Annotated in this window: 27 protein-coding genes; all 27 read right to left on the reverse strand. The window is 41.2% G+C overall.

Annotated elements, in window-relative coordinates:
* Positions 1-11 precede the first annotated feature (11 nt).
* A complete protein-coding gene (gene rplO / locus QM419_RS07075; protein ID WP_195183501.1) occupies positions 12-452 on the reverse strand; it encodes a 50S ribosomal protein L15 in 441 nt (146 codons plus the stop codon).
* 143 nt (positions 453-595) lie between these two features.
* Positions 596-778, reverse strand: coding sequence for a 50S ribosomal protein L30 (gene rpmD / locus QM419_RS07080; protein ID WP_000057241.1), 183 nt, complete (start codon positions 776-778; stop codon positions 596-598).
* A gap of 13 nt (positions 779-791) precedes the next feature.
* On the reverse strand, positions 792-1,286 hold the full coding sequence (gene rpsE, locus QM419_RS07085) for a 30S ribosomal protein S5 (RefSeq protein ID WP_004251100.1): 495 nt from the start codon (positions 1,284-1,286) through the stop codon (positions 792-794).
* Positions 1,287-1,303: 17 nt separating this feature from the next.
* The gene (gene rplR, locus QM419_RS07090; RefSeq protein WP_004251098.1) at positions 1,304-1,660 is read right to left on the reverse strand and encodes a 50S ribosomal protein L18; all 357 of its coding nucleotides are present in this window, start codon (positions 1,658-1,660) and stop codon (positions 1,304-1,306) included.
* An 83-nt stretch (positions 1,661-1,743) separates the two neighbouring features.
* Positions 1,744-2,280 carry a 50S ribosomal protein L6 gene (gene rplF / locus QM419_RS07095; RefSeq protein WP_045613177.1) on the reverse strand — a complete coding sequence of 179 codons (537 nt, stop codon included), beginning with the start codon at positions 2,278-2,280 and terminating at the stop codon, positions 1,744-1,746.
* Positions 2,281-2,468: 188 nt separating this feature from the next.
* Entirely contained in the window at positions 2,469-2,867 is a 399-nt protein-coding gene (gene rpsH / locus QM419_RS07100; RefSeq protein ID WP_004251095.1) for a 30S ribosomal protein S8, read from the reverse strand.
* Positions 2,868-3,079: 212 nt separating this feature from the next.
* Positions 3,080-3,265, reverse strand: coding sequence for a type Z 30S ribosomal protein S14 (locus tag QM419_RS07105; RefSeq protein WP_001085699.1), 186 nt, complete (start codon positions 3,263-3,265; stop codon positions 3,080-3,082).
* A gap of 17 nt (positions 3,266-3,282) precedes the next feature.
* On the reverse strand, positions 3,283-3,825 hold the full coding sequence (gene rplE, locus QM419_RS07110; protein WP_000013542.1) for a 50S ribosomal protein L5: 543 nt from the start codon (positions 3,823-3,825) through the stop codon (positions 3,283-3,285).
* Between the two features lie 23 nt (positions 3,826-3,848).
* Positions 3,849-4,154, reverse strand: a complete 306-nt coding sequence (gene rplX / locus QM419_RS07115) for a 50S ribosomal protein L24 (protein ID WP_000497691.1) — start codon at positions 4,152-4,154, stop codon at positions 3,849-3,851.
* 74 nt (positions 4,155-4,228) lie between these two features.
* Positions 4,229-4,597, reverse strand: coding sequence for a 50S ribosomal protein L14 (rplN, locus tag QM419_RS07120; protein WP_000616547.1), 369 nt, complete (start codon positions 4,595-4,597; stop codon positions 4,229-4,231).
* Positions 4,598-4,622: 25 nt separating this feature from the next.
* Positions 4,623-4,883, reverse strand: a complete 261-nt coding sequence (gene rpsQ, locus QM419_RS07125) for a 30S ribosomal protein S17 (protein ID WP_000440801.1) — start codon at positions 4,881-4,883, stop codon at positions 4,623-4,625.
* A gap of 24 nt (positions 4,884-4,907) precedes the next feature.
* Entirely contained in the window at positions 4,908-5,114 is a 207-nt protein-coding gene (gene rpmC / locus QM419_RS07130) for a 50S ribosomal protein L29 (RefSeq protein ID WP_000772918.1), read from the reverse strand.
* A 9-nt stretch (positions 5,115-5,123) separates the two neighbouring features.
* Positions 5,124-5,537 carry a 50S ribosomal protein L16 gene (gene rplP / locus QM419_RS07135; RefSeq protein WP_000960948.1) on the reverse strand — a complete coding sequence of 138 codons (414 nt, stop codon included), beginning with the start codon at positions 5,535-5,537 and terminating at the stop codon, positions 5,124-5,126.
* Between the two features lie 3 nt (positions 5,538-5,540).
* Entirely contained in the window at positions 5,541-6,194 is a 654-nt protein-coding gene (rpsC, locus tag QM419_RS07140) for a 30S ribosomal protein S3 (RefSeq protein ID WP_000529936.1), read from the reverse strand.
* 12 nt (positions 6,195-6,206) lie between these two features.
* Entirely contained in the window at positions 6,207-6,551 is a 345-nt protein-coding gene (gene rplV, locus QM419_RS07145; RefSeq protein ID WP_000818137.1) for a 50S ribosomal protein L22, read from the reverse strand.
* A gap of 11 nt (positions 6,552-6,562) precedes the next feature.
* Positions 6,563-6,844 (reverse strand): 30S ribosomal protein S19, encoded by a 282-nt coding sequence (gene rpsS, locus QM419_RS07150; protein WP_000533766.1) that lies wholly within the window; start codon positions 6,842-6,844, stop codon positions 6,563-6,565.
* A gap of 102 nt (positions 6,845-6,946) precedes the next feature.
* Positions 6,947-7,780, reverse strand: coding sequence for a 50S ribosomal protein L2 (gene rplB, locus QM419_RS07155; RefSeq protein ID WP_006144707.1), 834 nt, complete (start codon positions 7,778-7,780; stop codon positions 6,947-6,949).
* A 17-nt stretch (positions 7,781-7,797) separates the two neighbouring features.
* Positions 7,798-8,094, reverse strand: coding sequence for a 50S ribosomal protein L23 (locus QM419_RS07160; protein WP_001055347.1), 297 nt, complete (start codon positions 8,092-8,094; stop codon positions 7,798-7,800).
* Complete coding sequence (rplD, locus tag QM419_RS07165) at positions 8,094-8,717, reverse strand: 50S ribosomal protein L4 (RefSeq protein ID WP_000024549.1); 624 nt, start codon at positions 8,715-8,717, stop codon at positions 8,094-8,096. Before rplD ends, QM419_RS07160 begins: the two co-directional genes overlap by 1 nt.
* Before the next feature lie 24 nt (positions 8,718-8,741).
* Positions 8,742-9,368 carry a 50S ribosomal protein L3 gene (rplC, locus tag QM419_RS07170; RefSeq protein ID WP_004251088.1) on the reverse strand — a complete coding sequence of 209 codons (627 nt, stop codon included), beginning with the start codon at positions 9,366-9,368 and terminating at the stop codon, positions 8,742-8,744.
* A gap of 82 nt (positions 9,369-9,450) precedes the next feature.
* Positions 9,451-9,759 (reverse strand): 30S ribosomal protein S10, encoded by a 309-nt coding sequence (gene rpsJ / locus QM419_RS07175; RefSeq protein ID WP_003009585.1) that lies wholly within the window; start codon positions 9,757-9,759, stop codon positions 9,451-9,453.
* 265 nt (positions 9,760-10,024) lie between these two features.
* A complete protein-coding gene (locus QM419_RS07180) occupies positions 10,025-10,657 on the reverse strand; it encodes a uridine kinase family protein (protein WP_414278335.1) in 633 nt (210 codons plus the stop codon).
* Positions 10,654-11,250, reverse strand: a complete 597-nt coding sequence (gene nrdG, locus QM419_RS07185; RefSeq protein WP_414278336.1) for an anaerobic ribonucleoside-triphosphate reductase activating protein — start codon at positions 11,248-11,250, stop codon at positions 10,654-10,656. The genes QM419_RS07180 and nrdG overlap by 4 nt, the downstream gene beginning before the upstream one ends.
* Positions 11,251-11,255: 5 nt before the next feature.
* Positions 11,256-11,756, reverse strand: coding sequence for a GNAT family N-acetyltransferase (locus QM419_RS07190; protein WP_414278337.1), 501 nt, complete (start codon positions 11,754-11,756; stop codon positions 11,256-11,258).
* Between the two features lie 37 nt (positions 11,757-11,793).
* Complete coding sequence (locus QM419_RS07195) at positions 11,794-11,934, reverse strand: hypothetical protein (protein WP_000521611.1); 141 nt, start codon at positions 11,932-11,934, stop codon at positions 11,794-11,796.
* A gap of 11 nt (positions 11,935-11,945) precedes the next feature.
* Positions 11,946-14,153 (reverse strand): anaerobic ribonucleoside-triphosphate reductase, encoded by a 2,208-nt coding sequence (gene nrdD, locus QM419_RS07200; protein ID WP_414278389.1) that lies wholly within the window; start codon positions 14,151-14,153, stop codon positions 11,946-11,948.
* Between the two features lie 125 nt (positions 14,154-14,278).
* The gene (locus QM419_RS07205) at positions 14,279-15,832 is read right to left on the reverse strand and encodes a damage-inducible protein CinA (RefSeq protein ID WP_414278338.1); all 1,554 of its coding nucleotides are present in this window, start codon (positions 15,830-15,832) and stop codon (positions 14,279-14,281) included.
* Between the last annotated feature and the right edge of the window lie 5 nt (positions 15,833-15,837).

Here is a 15,837-nt window from a genome sequence, read left to right on the forward strand (position 1 = left end):
GGTCACCTCACTTAGATGACTTCAACTGAACCACCTTTAGCAGTGATAGCTTCTTCAGCTGATTTAGAGAATTTAGCAGCTTTAACAGTCAACTTCTTAGTCAACTCACCGTTACCAAGAATCTTGATACCTGATTTTTCAGCTTTAACAATTCCTGCTTCGATAAGAACAACTGGAGTTACTTCTGCACCATCTTCAAAGATGTTCAATTGGTCAAGGTTAACAATCGCATACTCTTTAGCGTTGATGTTAGTAAATCCACGTTTTGGAAGACGACGGAACAATGGAGTTTGTCCACCTTCAAAACCAAGGCGTACTCCGCCACCACTACGAGCTTTTTGACCTTTTTGACCACGGCCAGATGTTTTACCGTTACCTGATGAAGTACCACGACCAACACGGTTACGAGTTTTACGAGAACCTTCTGCAGGTTTCAATTCATGAAGTTTCATTATATTTTCTCCTCTTTTGTAAAATGCTAGCGCCGATAAGAGAGAAAAGGTTGTCTCTCCTATCAACTCGCCTATACTGAGTCATCTAAGATGACTATATCTAGTTTTAGGGGATGGTCTTATGCACATCCCCTAAACAATCATTAGTTTACTTCTTCAACTGTTACCAAGTGAGATACTGCAGTGATCATACCACGGATAGCAGCGTTATCTTCTTTAATAACAGAGCTGTTCAATTTGCCAAGTCCAAGTGCTACAACAGTTTTACGTTGTGATGGAATGCGTCCGATTGGAGACTTAGTCAAAGTAATTTTAATTTGAGCCATTTTATCCCCTTTCTTATGCCAAATCAGAAACTGAAATACCACGAAGGGCAGCAACTTCTTCAGCGCGTTTCAATTGTTTCAAACCTTCAACAGTTGCGCGAACAATGTTGATTGGAGTGTTAGAACCAAGTGATTTAGATGTAATATCTGCCACACCTGCCAATTCCACAACGGCACGAACTGCACCACCTGCGGCAACTCCAGAACCTTCTACAGCAGGTTTCAACAATACTTTAGCTCCACCGAATTCTGAAAGAACTTCATGTGGAATTGTTGTTCCAACCATAGGAACTTCGATCAAGTTTTTCTTAGCATCTTCTACTGCTTTGCGGATTGCTTCTGGAACTTCTTGAGCTTTACCAGTACCAAATCCTACACGACCATTGCGGTCACCAACTACTACAAGAGCTGCGAAACGAAGACGACGTCCACCTTTAACAACTTTTGTAACACGGTTAACAGCAACTACGCGTTCTTCAAGTTCTACTGCATTGTCTTTAAATGCCATTTTCTAGTGTCCTCCTATTAGAATTTCAATCCGTTTTCACGAGCTGCATCAGCCAAAGCTTTCACACGTCCGTGATATAGATATCCACCGCGGTCGAACACCACTTCTGAAATACCTTTAGCACTTGCACGTTCTGCAACGAGTTTACCGACAGCAACGGCTTGTTCAGTTTTAGTTCCTTTTGAAACTTCTTTGTCAAGAGTTGAAGCACTTGCGAGCGTTACACCCGCTACGTCATCAATCACTTGAGCGTAGATGCCTGTATTAGAACGGAATACGTTCAAACGTGGGCGATCAGCAGTTCCAGAGAGTTTTCCGCGTACGCGACGGTGGCGTTTTTGGCGGAGTTTGTTTTTATCTGGTTTAGAAATCACAGTTTTCACCTCTTTAATTTTAAATCGTGTGCTATGCACAAAGTTGGTAATGAGGTTGGTGGTTGATAATCAACCACTCAACATTATTTACCAGTTTTACCTTCTTTAAGACGAACATATTCGCCAACGTAACGGATACCTTTACCTTTGTATGGTTCTGGTGAACGAAGGCTACGTACGTAAGCAGCTGTTTGACCAACTACTTCTTTTGAAATTCCGCTAACAACGATTGTTGTTGGGTTTGGAAGTTCAAAAGTAATTCCTTCTGGAGCTTCAACTTCGTCTGGATGTGATTTACCAACAGCCAAAACAAGTTTGTTTCCTTGAAGTTGTGCACGGTAACCAACCCCACGCATTTCAAGTTCTTTCTTGAATCCTTCTGAAACACCAATAACCATGTTGTTCAAAAGTGCACGAGTAGTTCCGTGGATAGTTTTCATTTCTTTTGAATCGTTTGGACGGTGAAGAGTTACTTCAGTACCTTCCACACGGATTTCAATATCTTTTGAGAACTCACGAGTAAGTTCTCCTTTAGGTCCTTTTACAGTTACAACGTTGTCATTGTTAGTGAGTTCAACACCAGCAGGCAACACGATAACTTTATTACCAATACGTGACATGTTTTTATTCTCCTGTTAAATTGTCAGGCCTTTTCAGGCCAGTTTTCACGGGGTTTAAATCTTTTTGATTTAAAAGTTAATGTTTAGGTCTCAATTTCTAAGTGAATCGAGGCATTGTCTCGCAGACATAACTTTGGGTTAGACAAGAGACAATAACGAAGAGTCACAACGAAATTGGGAGCTAAATATTACCAAACGTAAGCGATAACTTCCCCACCAACATTCTTTTGGCGAGCTTCTTTATCAGTAAGCAAACCTTCAGAAGTTGAAAGGATAGCAATTCCAAGACCGTTAAGTACTTTTGGAAGATCTTCACGTTTTTTGTAGACACGAAGTCCTGGTTTAGAAACACGTTTCAAGTTAGTGATAACTCGTTCACCGTTTGCTCCGTATTTAAGGAATACACGGATGATGCCTTGTTTGTCATCTTCGATGATTTCTACGTTCTTAACAAAACCTTCGCGTTTAAGGATTTCAGCAATCCCTTTTTTGATGTTTGATGCAGGTACTTCAAGTACTTCGTGTTTTGCTTGGTTAGCGTTACGAATACGAGTTAGGAAGTCTGCGATTGGGTCAGTCATAACCATTTTATTTTTCTCCTCTTACTAGTAGTTTGCAAGTTGCACTTGCTAGTTAATGATTGAGCTAGGCTCAGAAAGTTTTGATACATACAAATGAGCATTTCTCATTTGAACACGAGCTACAACCTGGGCAAAAAAGATAGATTTGTTTTGGAGCATCGCTCCTGCACCAATTCTCCTATTTTTACTGGGGTTGTTACGCTCTTTGTATCATGCTATTACCAAGATGCTTTTGTTACACCAGGGATTTGACCTTTATATGCCAATTCACGGAAGCAAACACGGCAAAGTTTAAACTTGCGGTAAACTGAGTGTGGACGTCCACAACGTTCACAGCGAGTGTATGCTTGAGTAGAGAACTTCGCTGGGCGTTTGTTCTTAGCAATCATAGATTTTTTAGCCATTAGTTATACCTCCTATATTATTTTGCAAAAGGCATTCCAAGGCCTGTAAGCAATGCACGTGACTCTTCGTCAGTGTTAGCAGTAGTTACGATAACGATGTCAAGACCACGAGTTTTGTCAACGTCATCAAAGTTAATTTCTGGGAAAATCAATTGTTCTTTCACACCAAGTGTGTAGTTTCCGCGTCCATCAAATGATTTTGTTGGAACACCGTGGAAGTCACGCACACGTGGAAGTGATACTGAAACCAATTTATCCAAGAATTCGTACATACGTTCACCACGAAGGGTAACTTTTGCACCGATCGCTACACCTTCACGAAGACGGAAGCCGGCGATTGATTTTTTAGCTTTAGTGATAAGTGGTTTTTGACCTGAGATAAGCGCCAATTCTTCAGCAGCTTTTTCAAGGCTTTTAGCGTTTGATACAGCTTCACCAACACCCATGTTCAAAACGATTTTATCTACTTTAGGCACAGCCATCACTGATGAGTAGTTGAATTGTTCTGTCAAAGCAGGAACTACTTCATTAAGATATTTTTCTTTTAAACGATTTGCCATTATACTTCTCCTTTCCTTCGTGATTAATCAAGCACTTCGCCTGATTTTTTGTTGTAGCGAACTTTTTTACCGTCTACAAATTTGTAACCAACACGACCAGCTACACCATTTTTGTCCAAAACTTGAACGTTTGATACGTGGATAGCTGCTTCCTTCTCGATGATACCACCTTGAGGAAGTTCGTTAGTTGGACGTTGGTGTTTCTTAACGATATTGACACCTTCAACGATAACTTTGTTTACTTTTGGAAGGGCAGTAAGGACAACAGCTTCTGTTCCCTTATCTTTACCAGCGATTACGCGAACTTTGTCGCCTTTTTTTACAAACATTTTTTTCTCCTTTTATTCTTACGCCCAATGGGCACCCTGGCTAGGCCAGGGGACTGTGTTTGTTTTTTTATTGATTAAAGTACTTCTGGAGCAAGTGACACGATCTTCATGAAGCCACCTTCACGCAATTCACGTGCAACTGGGCCAAAGATACGTGTTCCGCGAGGAGTTTTGTCATCACGGATGATAACTGCTGCGTTTTCGTCAAATTTGATGTATGAACCATCAGCACGACGAGCACCTGATTTAGTACGAACGATAACTGCTTTAACAACGTCACCTTTTTTAACCGCACCACCAGGAGTAGCTTGTTTTACAGATGCCACAATAACATCACCGATGTTCGCAAATTTACGTTTAGAACCACCAAGAACTTTGATAGTCAAGATTTCGCGTGCACCGCTGTTGTCTGCGACTTTCAAACGAGTTTCTGTTTGAATCATTTCAGTTTTCTCCTTTCAGGCTTGATTAGATGATAACCGCTTCTTCAACAACTTCTACAAGACGGAAACGTTTTGTAGCTGAAAGCGGGCGAGTTTCCATGATACGTACGATATCGCCTTCTTTGGCAACATTGTTTTCATCATGTGCTTTGTATTTTTTAGAGTAGTTAATACGTTTACCATAGACTGGGTGGTTACGTTTTGTTTCAACTACAACTGTGATTGTCTTGTCCATTTTGTCAGATACAACACGTCCAACAAGAACTTTACGATTATTGCGTTCCATTGAAATTTCTCCTTCCCTAGTCTATTATTTCGCTTCAGATTGAACTGTTTTGATACGAGCGATTTGTTTTTTAACTTCTTTCAAGCGAGCTGTTTGTTCTAATTGACCAGTAGCAGCTTGGAAGCGAAGTTCAAACAATTCTTTTTTCAATTCGTTTTCGCGCTTCGCGAGTTCTTCTTGAGAAAGACCACGAAGTTCTTTAACAAATTCTTTTACTTCATTAAGTTTCATGCCTTCTCCTTATTCTGCTTCACGTTTTACGAATTTACATTTAACTGGCAATTTGTGGCTTGCAAGACGAAGCGCTTCGCGAGCGATCTCTTCAGATACACCAGCAACTTCAAACATTACTTTACCACGTTTAACTGGTGCTACCCAACCTTCAGGTGCCCCTTTACCAGATCCCATACGAACCCCGATAGCTTTAGCTGTGTATGATTTGTGTGGGAAGATTTTAATCCAAACTTTACCACCACGTTTCATGTAACGAGTCATGGCGATACGAGCAGCTTCGATTTGGCGGTTAGTGATCCAGTGGCTAGTTGTAGCTTGAAGACCGTATTCACCGAATGCCACTTCTTTTCCACCTTTAGCTTCACCGCGCATTTTACCACGGAATTCACGACGGTGTTTAACACGTTTAGGTACTAACATTGGTTATTTACCTCCTTTAGTGTTTTTACGAGCTGGAAGAACTTCACCACGGTAGATCCATACTTTAACACCAAGTTTACCGTATGTAGTATCTGCTTCTTCCCAAGCGTAATCGATATCAGCGCGAAGTGTGTGAAGTGGAACTGTTCCTTCAGAGTATCCTTCAGCACGGGCGATATCTGCACCGTTCAAACGACCTGATACTTGAGTTTTGATTCCTTTAGCTCCAGCACGCATAGCACGTTGGATTGCTTGTTTTTGTGCACGACGGAAAGCAACACGTTGCTCCAATTGACGAGCAATTCCTTCACCAACAAGGTGAGCATCCAAATCAGGTTGTTTGATTTCGATGATGTTGATGTGTACTTGTTTCCCAGTCAATTTGTTAAGTTTTGCACGGAGTGCATCAACGTTAGCACCACCTTTACCGATAACCATACCTGGTTTAGCAGTGTGAAGTGAAACGTTAACTTTGTTTACTGCGCGTTCGATTTCAATAGTTGAAACTGCTGCGTCAGCAAGTTCTTTTTGAACGAATTTACGGATTGCAAGATCTTCATGAAGGTAATCCGCGTATTCTTTTTCAGCATACCATTTGGCATCCCAATCACGGATGATGCCGACACGCATACCAATTGGATGTACTTTTTGACCCACGATTTTACCTCCTTATTTTTCTGCAACAGCTACTGTGATGTGAGCTGTACGTTTGTTGATTGGTGAAGCTGAACCTTTCGCACGTGGACGGAAACGTTTCATAGTTGGTCCTTCGTTTGCGAATGCTTCAGATACTACCAAGTTAGCTTTATCCAAACCAAAGTTGTTTTCAGCGTTAGCTACAGCTGAGTTCAACACTTTCAAGATGATTTCAGCAGCTTTGTTTGGAGTGAATGTCAAAATTGCGATTGCATCGGCTACGCTTTTACCACGGATGTTGTCAAGAACAAGACGTGATTTACGAGGTGAAACACGTACTGTGCGAGCCATTGCTTTAGCTGAAGTAATTTCTGCCATTTATGTTCTCCTTATTTTCTACGTGTCTTCTTGTCGTCTGCGGCGTGACCTTTGTAAGTACGAGTTGGTGCAAATTCACCAAGTTTGTGACCTACCATGTCTTCTTGGATGTAAACAGGTACGTGTTTACGTCCATCATAAACTGCGATTGTGTAACCAATGAAACTTGGGAAGATCGTTGAACGACGTGACCAAGTTTTGATAACTTTTTTCTTTTCGTCGTTAGCTTGAGCTTCAACTTTTTTCATCAAATGCTCATCGACGAAAGGTCCTTTTTTAAGACTGCGTCCCATTTTAATATTTTCTCCTTTAAATATAGTACCACAGCGGCTTGCGCTCACGAGGAGCGCTACCGAGCTGGCGGATTATCTAGCACTTAAGCGACTAGTTTAAAATTATTTCTCGTTGCGACGACGAACGATAAGTTTGTCAGATTTCGCTTTTTTGTTACGAGTTTTAAGACCAAGAGCAGGTTTGCCCCATGGAGTAGATGGCGCTTTACGACCAACTGGTGCTTTACCTTCACCACCACCGTGTGGGTGATCGTTAGGGTTCATTACAGAACCACGAACTGTTGGGCGGATACCTTTCCAACGGCTACGTCCTGCTTTACCAAGGTTTACAAGTCCATGTTGTTCGTTTCCGACAACACCAACTGTTGCACGACAAGTTCCAAGAATCATACGAACTTCACCTGATTGAAGACGAACAAGAACGTATTTACCTTCTTGACCCAATACTTGAGCAGAAGCTCCAGCAGCACGTACCAATTCTCCACCACGACCTGGTTTCAATTCGATGTTGTGGATCAAAGTACCAACTGGGATGTTAGCAAGTGGAAGAGCGTTTCCGACTTTGATATCTGCTTCTGGACCTGAAACGATACGTTGACCAACTTCAAGACCTTTTGGAGCGATGATGTAAGCTTTCACACCGTCAGTGTAGTGTACAAGAGCGATGTTTGCAGAACGGTTTGGATCGTACTCGATAGTTTTAACAACTGCTTCAACATTGTCTTTGTTACGTTTGAAGTCAACCAAACGGTAAAAACGTTTGTGTCCACCACCTTGGTGACGAACAGTGATACGACCGTTGTTGTTACGACCAGCCTTGTTCTTCAAAGCAACAAGCAACGTTTTTTCTGGTGTGCTTGTTGTGATTTCAGCGAAATCCAAAGAAGTCATATTACGGCGACCGTTTGTTGTTGGTTTATAAACACGAATTCCCACGATATTTCCTCCTTAGATTATTCAGCTTCAGCTGCAAACAACTCGATTGCTTTTGAATCAGCTGTAAGAGTGATGATAGCTTTTTTAGTTTTGTTAGTAAAACCAGTGTAACGTCCAACGCGTTTAGCTTTTGGTTTTACGTTGATTGTGTTAACATTTGCAACTTTAACACCTTCGAAAGCAGCTTCAACAGCTTGCTTGATCAAAAGTTTGTGTGCGCGAGTGTCAACTTCAAATACATATTTCCCTGCTTCAAGTTGAGCCATTGAGCTTTCAGTGATTACAGGTTTTTTGATAACATCATACAAATTCATTATGCAAGAACCTCCTCGATTTTAGAGATAGCTGCTTGAGTAACAAGAAGTTTGTCACTATTTGCGATGTCAAGAACACTTGCAGTTGTAGCAGTCGCAACTTTCACGTTTGGAAGGTTACGAGCTGAGAGAGCTGCGAATTCGTTTCCTTCTTCAAGAATAACAAGGACTTTAGAATCGATGCTCAAAGCTGCAAGAACTTTTGCAAATTCAGCAGTTTTTGGAGCTGTAAATTCAAGAGAATCAACGGCTACAAATTTGTTTTCAGCAACTTTTTCTGAGTAAACAGATTTAAGTGCAAGGCGACGAACTTTTTGAGGAAGTTTGTACGCATAGCTACGTGGAGTTGGTCCGAAGACGATTCCACCACCACGCCATTGTGGAGAGCGGATAGAACCTTGACGAGCACGTCCAGTTCCTTTTTGACGCCATGGTTTGCGTCCGCCACCTGAAACAGCTGAGCGGTTTTTAACTGCGTGAGTTCCTTGACGAAGGCTAGCACGTTGGCTGATGATCACATCAAACACAACAGATTGGTTTGGTTCGATACCAAAGATTGCATCGTTAAGAACAACTTCGCCCGCTTGTTTACCAGTTTGGTCGAATAATGTTACATTTGCCATTTTGACTGTATTCCCCTTTCCTTATTATTTACCAGCTTTAACTGCTGACTTGATAGTGATAAGAGATTTCTTAGCACCTGGTACGTTACCTTTGATAAGGATAACGTTCTTTTCTGGAACAACTTGTACAACTTCAAGGTTTTGAATTGTTACGCGGTCTCCACCCATACGTCCTGCAAGGTTTTTACCTTTGAATACGCGGTTAGGTGCAACAGGTCCCATAGAACCTGGACGACGGTGGTAACGAGAACCGTGAGCCATAGGTCCACGTGATTGTCCGTGGCGTTTGATAACACCTTGGAAACCTTTACCTTTAGATGTACCAGTTACATCAACAATGTCTCCAGCTGCGAAAGTTTCAACTGTGATTTCAGCACCAACTTCCAAGCCTTCAACGTTTTTGAATTCACGAATGAAGCGCTTAGGAGCCGTGTTAGCTTTTGCTACATGTCCTTTAGCAGGTTTGTTGCTCAATACTTCGCGTTTGTCATCGAAACCAACTTGGATAGCGTTGTAACCATCTGTTTCAACAGTTTTAACTTGAAGAACAACGTTTGGAGTTGCTTCGATAACTGTTACAGGGATCAATTCGCCAGCTTCAGTGAAGATTTGAGTCATTCCCACTTTTTTCCCTAAGATTCCTTTTGTCATGAGAAAATAGTTCCTTTTCTATATTTTTTATTCAAAAAGTTTTTAACGAGCGTTTTTTATGCTCAAGGTATCAAGCTTTAAATTAAAGTTTGATTTCTACGTTTACACCACTTGGAAGATCCAATTTCATCAAAGCGTCAACTGTTTTTTGAGTTGGGTTGATGATATCGATCAAACGTTTGTGTGTACGCATTTCGAATTGTTCGCGAGAATCTTTATATTTGTGAGTCGCACGAATGATTGTGTAGAGGCTACGCTCAGTTGGAAGTGGGATTGGACCCGCAACTTGTGCACCTGTACGAGTAGCTGATTCTACGATTTTTGCAGCCGCTGTGTCAAGCGTACGGTGTTCGTAAGCTTTCAAACGGATACGGATTTTTTTGTTTGCCATCTTTTTCTCCTTTTCGTCTATTTAAGATAATAGGCTAGCTCCACAAGAAAACCGACGCGCGTTGCGTGGCAATGCAACCGAGCGTGTCGCAACCTCTTGCATCAAAGCTAAGGCTGTAATTTACAGCACCATAATAGAATAACACAAAGCCCCTGCGATTGCAAGGGATTTGACAGGATTTTTTAAATTTTTTAGATGAAACTGTTTTCTTATTGCCCCTTATCTCAAAAAAGCATAAATGAAGAGCAAATTTTTATTTTTTCTTCTATATAGTATTCATAATATTCGTTTCGATCTGAAATTTATCATTCGATTGATTTATCAAGATATCTGTTTTTGACTCGGTTTCTTTATAATATTGCAGATACTGTTCTCGTCTCATTTGCTGACTAGCCAATATAAAGGATGCATCGCCATTTCTCACAGCCGTATCTCGAGCTAGACGCCTCTTTAATTCTGTCTCTTCATCCGTGTAGAAACATACAGTTTTGTCAAAGAGTTCCTTTGGTAGAAATCCCACAGACATCCCTTCGACTATCAGAATTGATTTTGCTCCCGATAAGACCTCACTAGCCTTCCAAGGTTCTTCGATTGTCAAGACATCCATACCCGCTTGCAGAGCAAGAATATCTCTTTGTAAACTTGCCAGCTCATGCGCTACTGGTAAACATGCTGTCACTTTTTGGTCTGGTGTCTCTTTAGGCACTACCAAATATCGTCCTGAAGTAATATAGGGATCTGTTTCTAGTAAATTTGCCTTTTCAGCATCCAATGCTTGGTACAATTCTTGAGCAAAAGTTGATTTTCCTGAAGCGCCGTGGCCGTAGATACCCAGTGTTCTTACTTTTCCAGTTTCTATCTCTGAGACCAGTTGTTCTATTAGGTCTTTTTTCTTCATTCTCTCTTCACCTGTTCATAGCTTTCTTTTCCATCGTTAAGCTTGTCCCAAATCACCACTTGCCCACTTTTGAGGGATTTTTGTACATCGATAATTCGTTGATTGGAAGAACCACGGAATTGAAGCATGAGATTACGTTTGCTTTTATCATACCGTCCATCAACCAAGATATCAATCATTGACAAGAGCTCCAGTTTATCAGGTGTCTCCAACATCATCTCTTCCCAGGTGTAGCCAGTCCAAGACCAGATGTCTTTCTCTGGCAATTCCTTACGAATGCGTTTTACGAGAGGTAAGAGAATTCCTGTATTTAGGAAGGGTTCTCCTCCTAATAAAGTCAAACCTTGAACATAAGGCTGAGCCAAGTCTGCCATGATTTGTTCTTCTAATTCTAGCGTATAAGGAATCCCGGCATTAAATGACCAGGTCGCTACATTGTAGCAACCTTCACAGTGAAACATACATCCTGCTACATAAAGCGAATTGCGTACTCCTTCCCCATCGACAAAGTTAAAAGCTTTGTAGTCAATGATACGCCCCTGACTAAGCTCTTCACTCTTCCACTCGCCTGGTTTTGGTGTATTCCATGTCATGCTTTCTACTCCAACTCTATCCAGTAGCGCTCCGTTCCATTTCGAGCATCCTCCAACTTCCCACCATTAGCTAAGATAACAGCTCGGCTGGCTGGATTTTCTGTGCTACAAGTCACAAGCGCTCGCTTGATATTCTTTTCCTTGGCAATTTGTAGACCTTGTCGGAGGGATTCTTTGGCGTAGCCTTTGCCCCTTTCAGAGGGACGGATGGAGTAGCCAATATGGCCAGCATAATTCAGCAATCCCTCATTTAGTCTCAGCCGTAGATTCAAAAAACCTAAAGCATGGCCTGATTCATCAAACAATACGAACTGAATTGATGGAACGCGATTTTCAGGCAAGTTTATTCCCATTTCTTTATTAAGGTTAGTTTCTAGCCAATTCTCATAATCAAAGTTCTCAGCATCCCAAAACCCACCATCGTGGGCTGATTGAGTCTGTTCAAACTCTGCCATCATCTCTAAAACTGTTTCTTTATCTGCCAATGTTGGTCTGCGTAATTCCATGTATTCCTCCCGCTATGAGAAAAGTGAGAGGGGACTCTCACTTTTTCTTGTTCTTATTCAAAAATTGTTCTCTAAGGCTGGCTACTCGATCTTTTTTATTGACTCCACCCTTTGAATGCTTTTCGTGGAATCGTTGAACCAAGGCCTTACCCTTATCGTCTAACTGATATTTTCCCATGCTATCTCTTTCTAATTCTTTACTTCATGTCCTGCCGTTTTAATAGTCGAGCCATTCATGTGTTTGACACGCGCAGCAATTTCCTTGTGACGACCATTAACCATCGGACGTGCTTGAGGATTCCCTAAATAACCACAAGTTCGTTTAACAACATCTACTGTTTTAGGATCATTATTACCACAGTTAGGACAAGCAAATCCTCTCTCAGTTGGTTCAAAATCTCCTTCAAAATCACACTTGTAACAGCGGTCGATCGGAGTATTAGTTCCTAGATAACCTACACGGTCATATGCATAGTCCCACACAGCTTCCAAGGCCTTTGGATTTTGTTGGAGAACTGGGTACTCACAGTAGTGGATAAAGCCACCAGATGCACCCGCTTCTGGGTAGACTTTCTCAAAGTCCAATTTTTCAAAAGGTGTTGGATTTTTGCGGACATCATAATGGAAGGAATTTGTGTAGTACTCTTTATCTGTGATGTCTGGAATAGAGCCAAACTTCTCTGTATCCAAGCGGCAGAAGCGGTCTGTCAGACTTTCAGATGGTGTTGAATAAATAGAGAAGTGATACCCATATTGGTCTGACCACTCTTCCACTCGATGTTTCATATCTCGAATAATATCCAGTGTGAATTCCTTGGCTTCTGGATTGGTTTCCCAATTGTTGCCAAAGAATACTGTCGCTACTTCGTACAAGCCAATATAACCCAGAGAAATAGTTGCACGACGGTTCTTAAAGAGTTCGTCAACACTTTCTTCCTTACCAAGGCGGCGTCCAAAAGCTCCGTATTGATAAAGGATAGGCGCATTAGCTGGAGTTGCTTCCTTGGTCCTTTCCACACGGTAAACCAAGGCATCTTCCGCGATATTCATACGCTCATTGAAGATTTCCCAGAACTTATTCATGTCTCCTTCGGACTCAAGAGCGATACGAGGAAGATTGACCGTCACTACACCTAGGTTCATCCGACCAGAATTGACTTCTACTCCATTTTCATCCTTCCATCCTTGAAGGAAAGAACGACAGCCCATCGGAACCTTGAAAGAACCTGTCAACTCGACAATCTTATCATAAGATAAAACATCTGGATACATGCGCTTGGTTGCACACTCGAGAGCCAATTGTTTAATGTCGTAGTTAGGAGAGCCTTCCTCTAAGTTAAGACCTCTTTTAAGAGTAAAGATAAGTTTCGGGAAGATGGCTGTACGGTGTTCTGAACCAAGCCCCTTGATACGAATGCTCAGGATTGCCTTTTGAATTTCGCGTTCAAAACGACTAGTTCCTAGACCAAAACCAAGGGAAGTAAATGGCGTTTGCCCGTTTGAGGTAAAGAGGGTGTTAATCTCGTACTCTAAAGATTGCATGGCATCATAGATGTCTTTTTGAGTTTTCTTCCAAGCATATTCTTCGCGTTTATCAGGTAGGACCCATTCCTCTGCATCTTTGAGGTGTTTTTGGTAATTTTTCTCTGCATAAGGAGCCAAGACTTCATCGATACGGTCAGCTGAACAGCCCCCGTACTGGCTAGAAGCAACGTTTGCGATGATTTGCGAAATCTGCGCTGTCGCAGTTTGGATAGACTTAGGACTCTCTACCTCAGCATTCCCAATCTTAAAACCATTTTCCAACATGCCCTTGAAATCAATCAGACAGCAGTTGGTCATCGGGGTGTAGGGGCTGTAGTCCAAATCGTGATAGTGGATATCCCCTTTTTGATGGGCATTAGCCACATGTTTAGGAAGCATTTGAAGTCCGATGGATTTTCCAACAATCCCTGCAGTCAAATCACGCTGGGTATTAAAAACATCGCTATCCTTATTGGCATTTTCATTGACAACTGCCTGATCTTTACTGAGAAGTTTATGAATACTAAAGTTGATATCTGTCGCTTTTGAGCGCTCAAAATCCCTTTGAGTCCGATAGGTGATATACTCCTCAGCCAAGGCGTATTCTTTTGCTTCCAACAACTCGTGTTCTACGATATTTTGGATTTCATAGATTTTTACACCTTGTGGGAAACGGCTATGAATCTCTTCGACGATACGTTCAACTAGAGTACTAAGTCGTTTTTCAACCAAAGGGGTTACATCCATAACCTTTTCAGCAGCCTTATGAAGCGCTTTGTCAATCTTGTCTACATCAAAAATTACACGTCTGCCGTCACGCTTTTCGACGAATAAAGTCGGATCAGGGACAGCCTTCTCTTCCAATACAATCATATCCATACCCTTTTCTTAAATATAATATTGATTCTAAAAAGTATTATATCACTAAAAAAATAAAAATCAATATCTTGTGTCAAAAAATAAAATTTTTTTAAAATTACACAAGATATTGATAGTTTTTATTTTAATTTATAGAGTTTAAAATCTTTGAATTCACTTTGAACCGCTTGATAATTTTCAGCTAAAAGCTGCTCAACTTCTGTCCAAAGAGTTGTTTTTGTATTTACTACAATCATCTTTGGTTGATTATCTCGTAGATCATTTACAAGCTTAGTACGATTTGCATCAAGTCCTGTATGCAATCTAGGCGATAGCAACTGACTAGCTGACAAGCGTTCGCTAGCTTTATAGCTACTTGTCAGATTATCCCAAACATAGATACGATCTGTAGCTTGAGTTTCCCCTTTGACCTTAGATTCAATGCTTGTACGTTCTTGATATTGTTCCGCATGGAGCAAATATCGTGATACTACAGGTGCTAAAAATAGGTAAGCCAGAGCTAAAATTGGCAGATAGGCATTTCCTTTTAGAAAAGCTCCCCATACCGAAGTTTCTTCTCTAGATCGTCTACGGCGATTCGCTCCTTCTGGCTTCTCTGTTGAAATTCGTGTCAGCAAAAGAAGCGACAAGAAAGGAAGGAACTCAACCATACGACTACCATTGATAAGATCTGTAGAAAAAATTTCTAAAACTAATACCAAAATGACAGCTATTGCAGCAGAGATTGATAAGACCGATTGCTTCAATGGTTTATATTTGAAGAGACCTGTCAATGCCAATGTCAATACTCCGAGACCTATCGACAACAATCCATAGAAGAGGATATTGTCGAATAATCCTGAGTTAGACGTAAAGTTTAAACTATCTAATGGATAGAGGATTTGACTAATGGCATTTCCGAAACTGCCTTTATAAGCTGTATAATATCCGATTGGATAAAAGAAGATTGAAAAACCAAGGCCCGCTGCAAAAAATTGATAAACACCATGAGCTAAATTATTGCGACCAACATTAAAAGCTGTTACAGCAAAAAACAAGACAAAGGCGTATAAAGTTGTGACCAAAGGTGCAAAGAAAAATGCTAGAGCTAAGCTAGCTCCAATACGGATAAATCCTTTGTCAAGGCTTGGTTCTGCCAAATAAGATGTTACTAAACTTAAGGCATAAAACAAGAATGGGAGTGCAAGAATAGTTGCATAGCCTCCACCAAAACTAAGAGCACTAGCCAGGACATAAAAGACTGTCAATACTTGTTGCGATTGCTTATCTTGTCCAGTCAGATTGAAAGCAGAACGGAAAAGAAAGAATCCGGCACCTACTAAGGCTAACCAATTAAAGACGGCAAACAAAATACTGCCCTTGGTTAAATACTGTAAAAAGTAATAGAGGAGGCCACTAGTCCCAAAATAATCTGCGTAGATATCCCCACTCTGATGCATAGCCCATCCAATATAAAAATCCTGAGACTGCTCCGGACTTATTAACCCTAAGAAGAAGGGTAGAATTACGGACACAAGGACCACTAGAGTACTCAAAATGAGGATATTAAAAAATGGTAAGCGGGCAGGCTGACGAGCTTCAACCTCGAGTTGCTCCTCATTTTCTACTGGAGCATCCTGACTTCCCATCCAAGTTGGAGTTGGTTCGTCTTCTAATCTGCCATATACGTTCATTCGCT

Source organism: Streptococcus infantis, from assembly GCF_047464715.1.
Classification (GTDB): Bacteria; Bacillota; Bacilli; order Lactobacillales; family Streptococcaceae; genus Streptococcus; species Streptococcus infantis_S.

Excerpts from the sequence above, each read along its gene's own strand:
- rplO (WP_195183501.1), bottom strand. The coding sequence starts at position 452 with ATGAAACTTCATGAATTGAAACCTGCAGAAGGTTCTCGTAAAACTCGT.
- rpmD (WP_000057241.1), bottom strand. The coding sequence starts at position 778 with ATGGCTCAAATTAAAATTACTTTGACTAAGTCTCCAATCGGACGCATT.
- rpsE (WP_004251100.1), bottom strand. The coding sequence starts at position 1,286 with ATGGCATTTAAAGACAATGCAGTAGAACTTGAAGAACGCGTAGTTGCT.
- rplF (WP_045613177.1), bottom strand. The coding sequence starts at position 2,280 with ATGTCACGTATTGGTAATAAAGTTATCGTGTTGCCTGCTGGTGTTGAA.
- rpsH (WP_004251095.1), bottom strand. The coding sequence starts at position 2,867 with ATGGTTATGACTGACCCAATCGCAGACTTCCTAACTCGTATTCGTAAC.
- QM419_RS07105 (WP_001085699.1), bottom strand. The coding sequence starts at position 3,265 with ATGGCTAAAAAATCTATGATTGCTAAGAACAAACGCCCAGCGAAGTTC.
- rplE (WP_000013542.1), bottom strand. The coding sequence starts at position 3,825 with ATGGCAAATCGTTTAAAAGAAAAATATCTTAATGAAGTAGTTCCTGCT.
- rplX (WP_000497691.1), bottom strand. The coding sequence starts at position 4,154 with ATGTTTGTAAAAAAAGGCGACAAAGTTCGCGTAATCGCTGGTAAAGAT.
- rplN (WP_000616547.1), bottom strand. The coding sequence starts at position 4,597 with ATGATTCAAACAGAAACTCGTTTGAAAGTCGCAGACAACAGCGGTGCA.
- rpsQ (WP_000440801.1), bottom strand. The coding sequence starts at position 4,883 with ATGGAACGCAATAATCGTAAAGTTCTTGTTGGACGTGTTGTATCTGAC.
- rpmC (WP_000772918.1), bottom strand. The coding sequence starts at position 5,114 with ATGAAACTTAATGAAGTAAAAGAATTTGTTAAAGAACTTCGTGGTCTT.
- rplP (WP_000960948.1), bottom strand. The coding sequence starts at position 5,537 with ATGTTAGTACCTAAACGTGTTAAACACCGTCGTGAATTCCGTGGTAAA.
- rplV (WP_000818137.1), bottom strand. The coding sequence starts at position 6,551 with ATGGCAGAAATTACTTCAGCTAAAGCAATGGCTCGCACAGTACGTGTT.
- rpsS (WP_000533766.1), bottom strand. The coding sequence starts at position 6,844 with ATGGGACGCAGTCTTAAAAAAGGACCTTTCGTCGATGAGCATTTGATG.
- QM419_RS07160 (WP_001055347.1), bottom strand. The coding sequence starts at position 8,094 with ATGAATTTGTATGATGTTATCAAAAAACCTGTAATCACTGAAAGCTCA.
- rplD (WP_000024549.1), bottom strand. The coding sequence starts at position 8,717 with ATGGCAAATGTAACATTATTCGACCAAACTGGTAAACAAGCGGGCGAA.
- rplC (WP_004251088.1), bottom strand. The coding sequence starts at position 9,368 with ATGACAAAAGGAATCTTAGGGAAAAAAGTGGGAATGACTCAAATCTTC.
- rpsJ (WP_003009585.1), bottom strand. The coding sequence starts at position 9,759 with ATGGCAAACAAAAAAATCCGTATCCGTTTGAAAGCTTACGAACACCGT.
- QM419_RS07180 (WP_414278335.1), bottom strand. The coding sequence starts at position 10,657 with ATGAAGAAAAAAGACCTAATAGAACAACTGGTCTCAGAGATAGAAACT.
- nrdG (WP_414278336.1), bottom strand. The coding sequence starts at position 11,250 with ATGACATGGAATACACCAAAACCAGGCGAGTGGAAGAGTGAAGAGCTT.
- QM419_RS07190 (WP_414278337.1), bottom strand. The coding sequence starts at position 11,756 with ATGGAATTACGCAGACCAACATTGGCAGATAAAGAAACAGTTTTAGAG.
- QM419_RS07195 (WP_000521611.1), bottom strand. The coding sequence starts at position 11,934 with ATGGGAAAATATCAGTTAGACGATAAGGGTAAGGCCTTGGTTCAACGA.
- nrdD (WP_414278389.1), bottom strand. The coding sequence starts at position 14,153 with ATGATTGTATTGGAAGAGAAGGCTGTCCCTGATCCGACTTTATTCGTC.
- QM419_RS07205 (WP_414278338.1), bottom strand. The coding sequence starts at position 15,832 with ATGAACGTATATGGCAGATTAGAAGACGAACCAACTCCAACTTGGATG.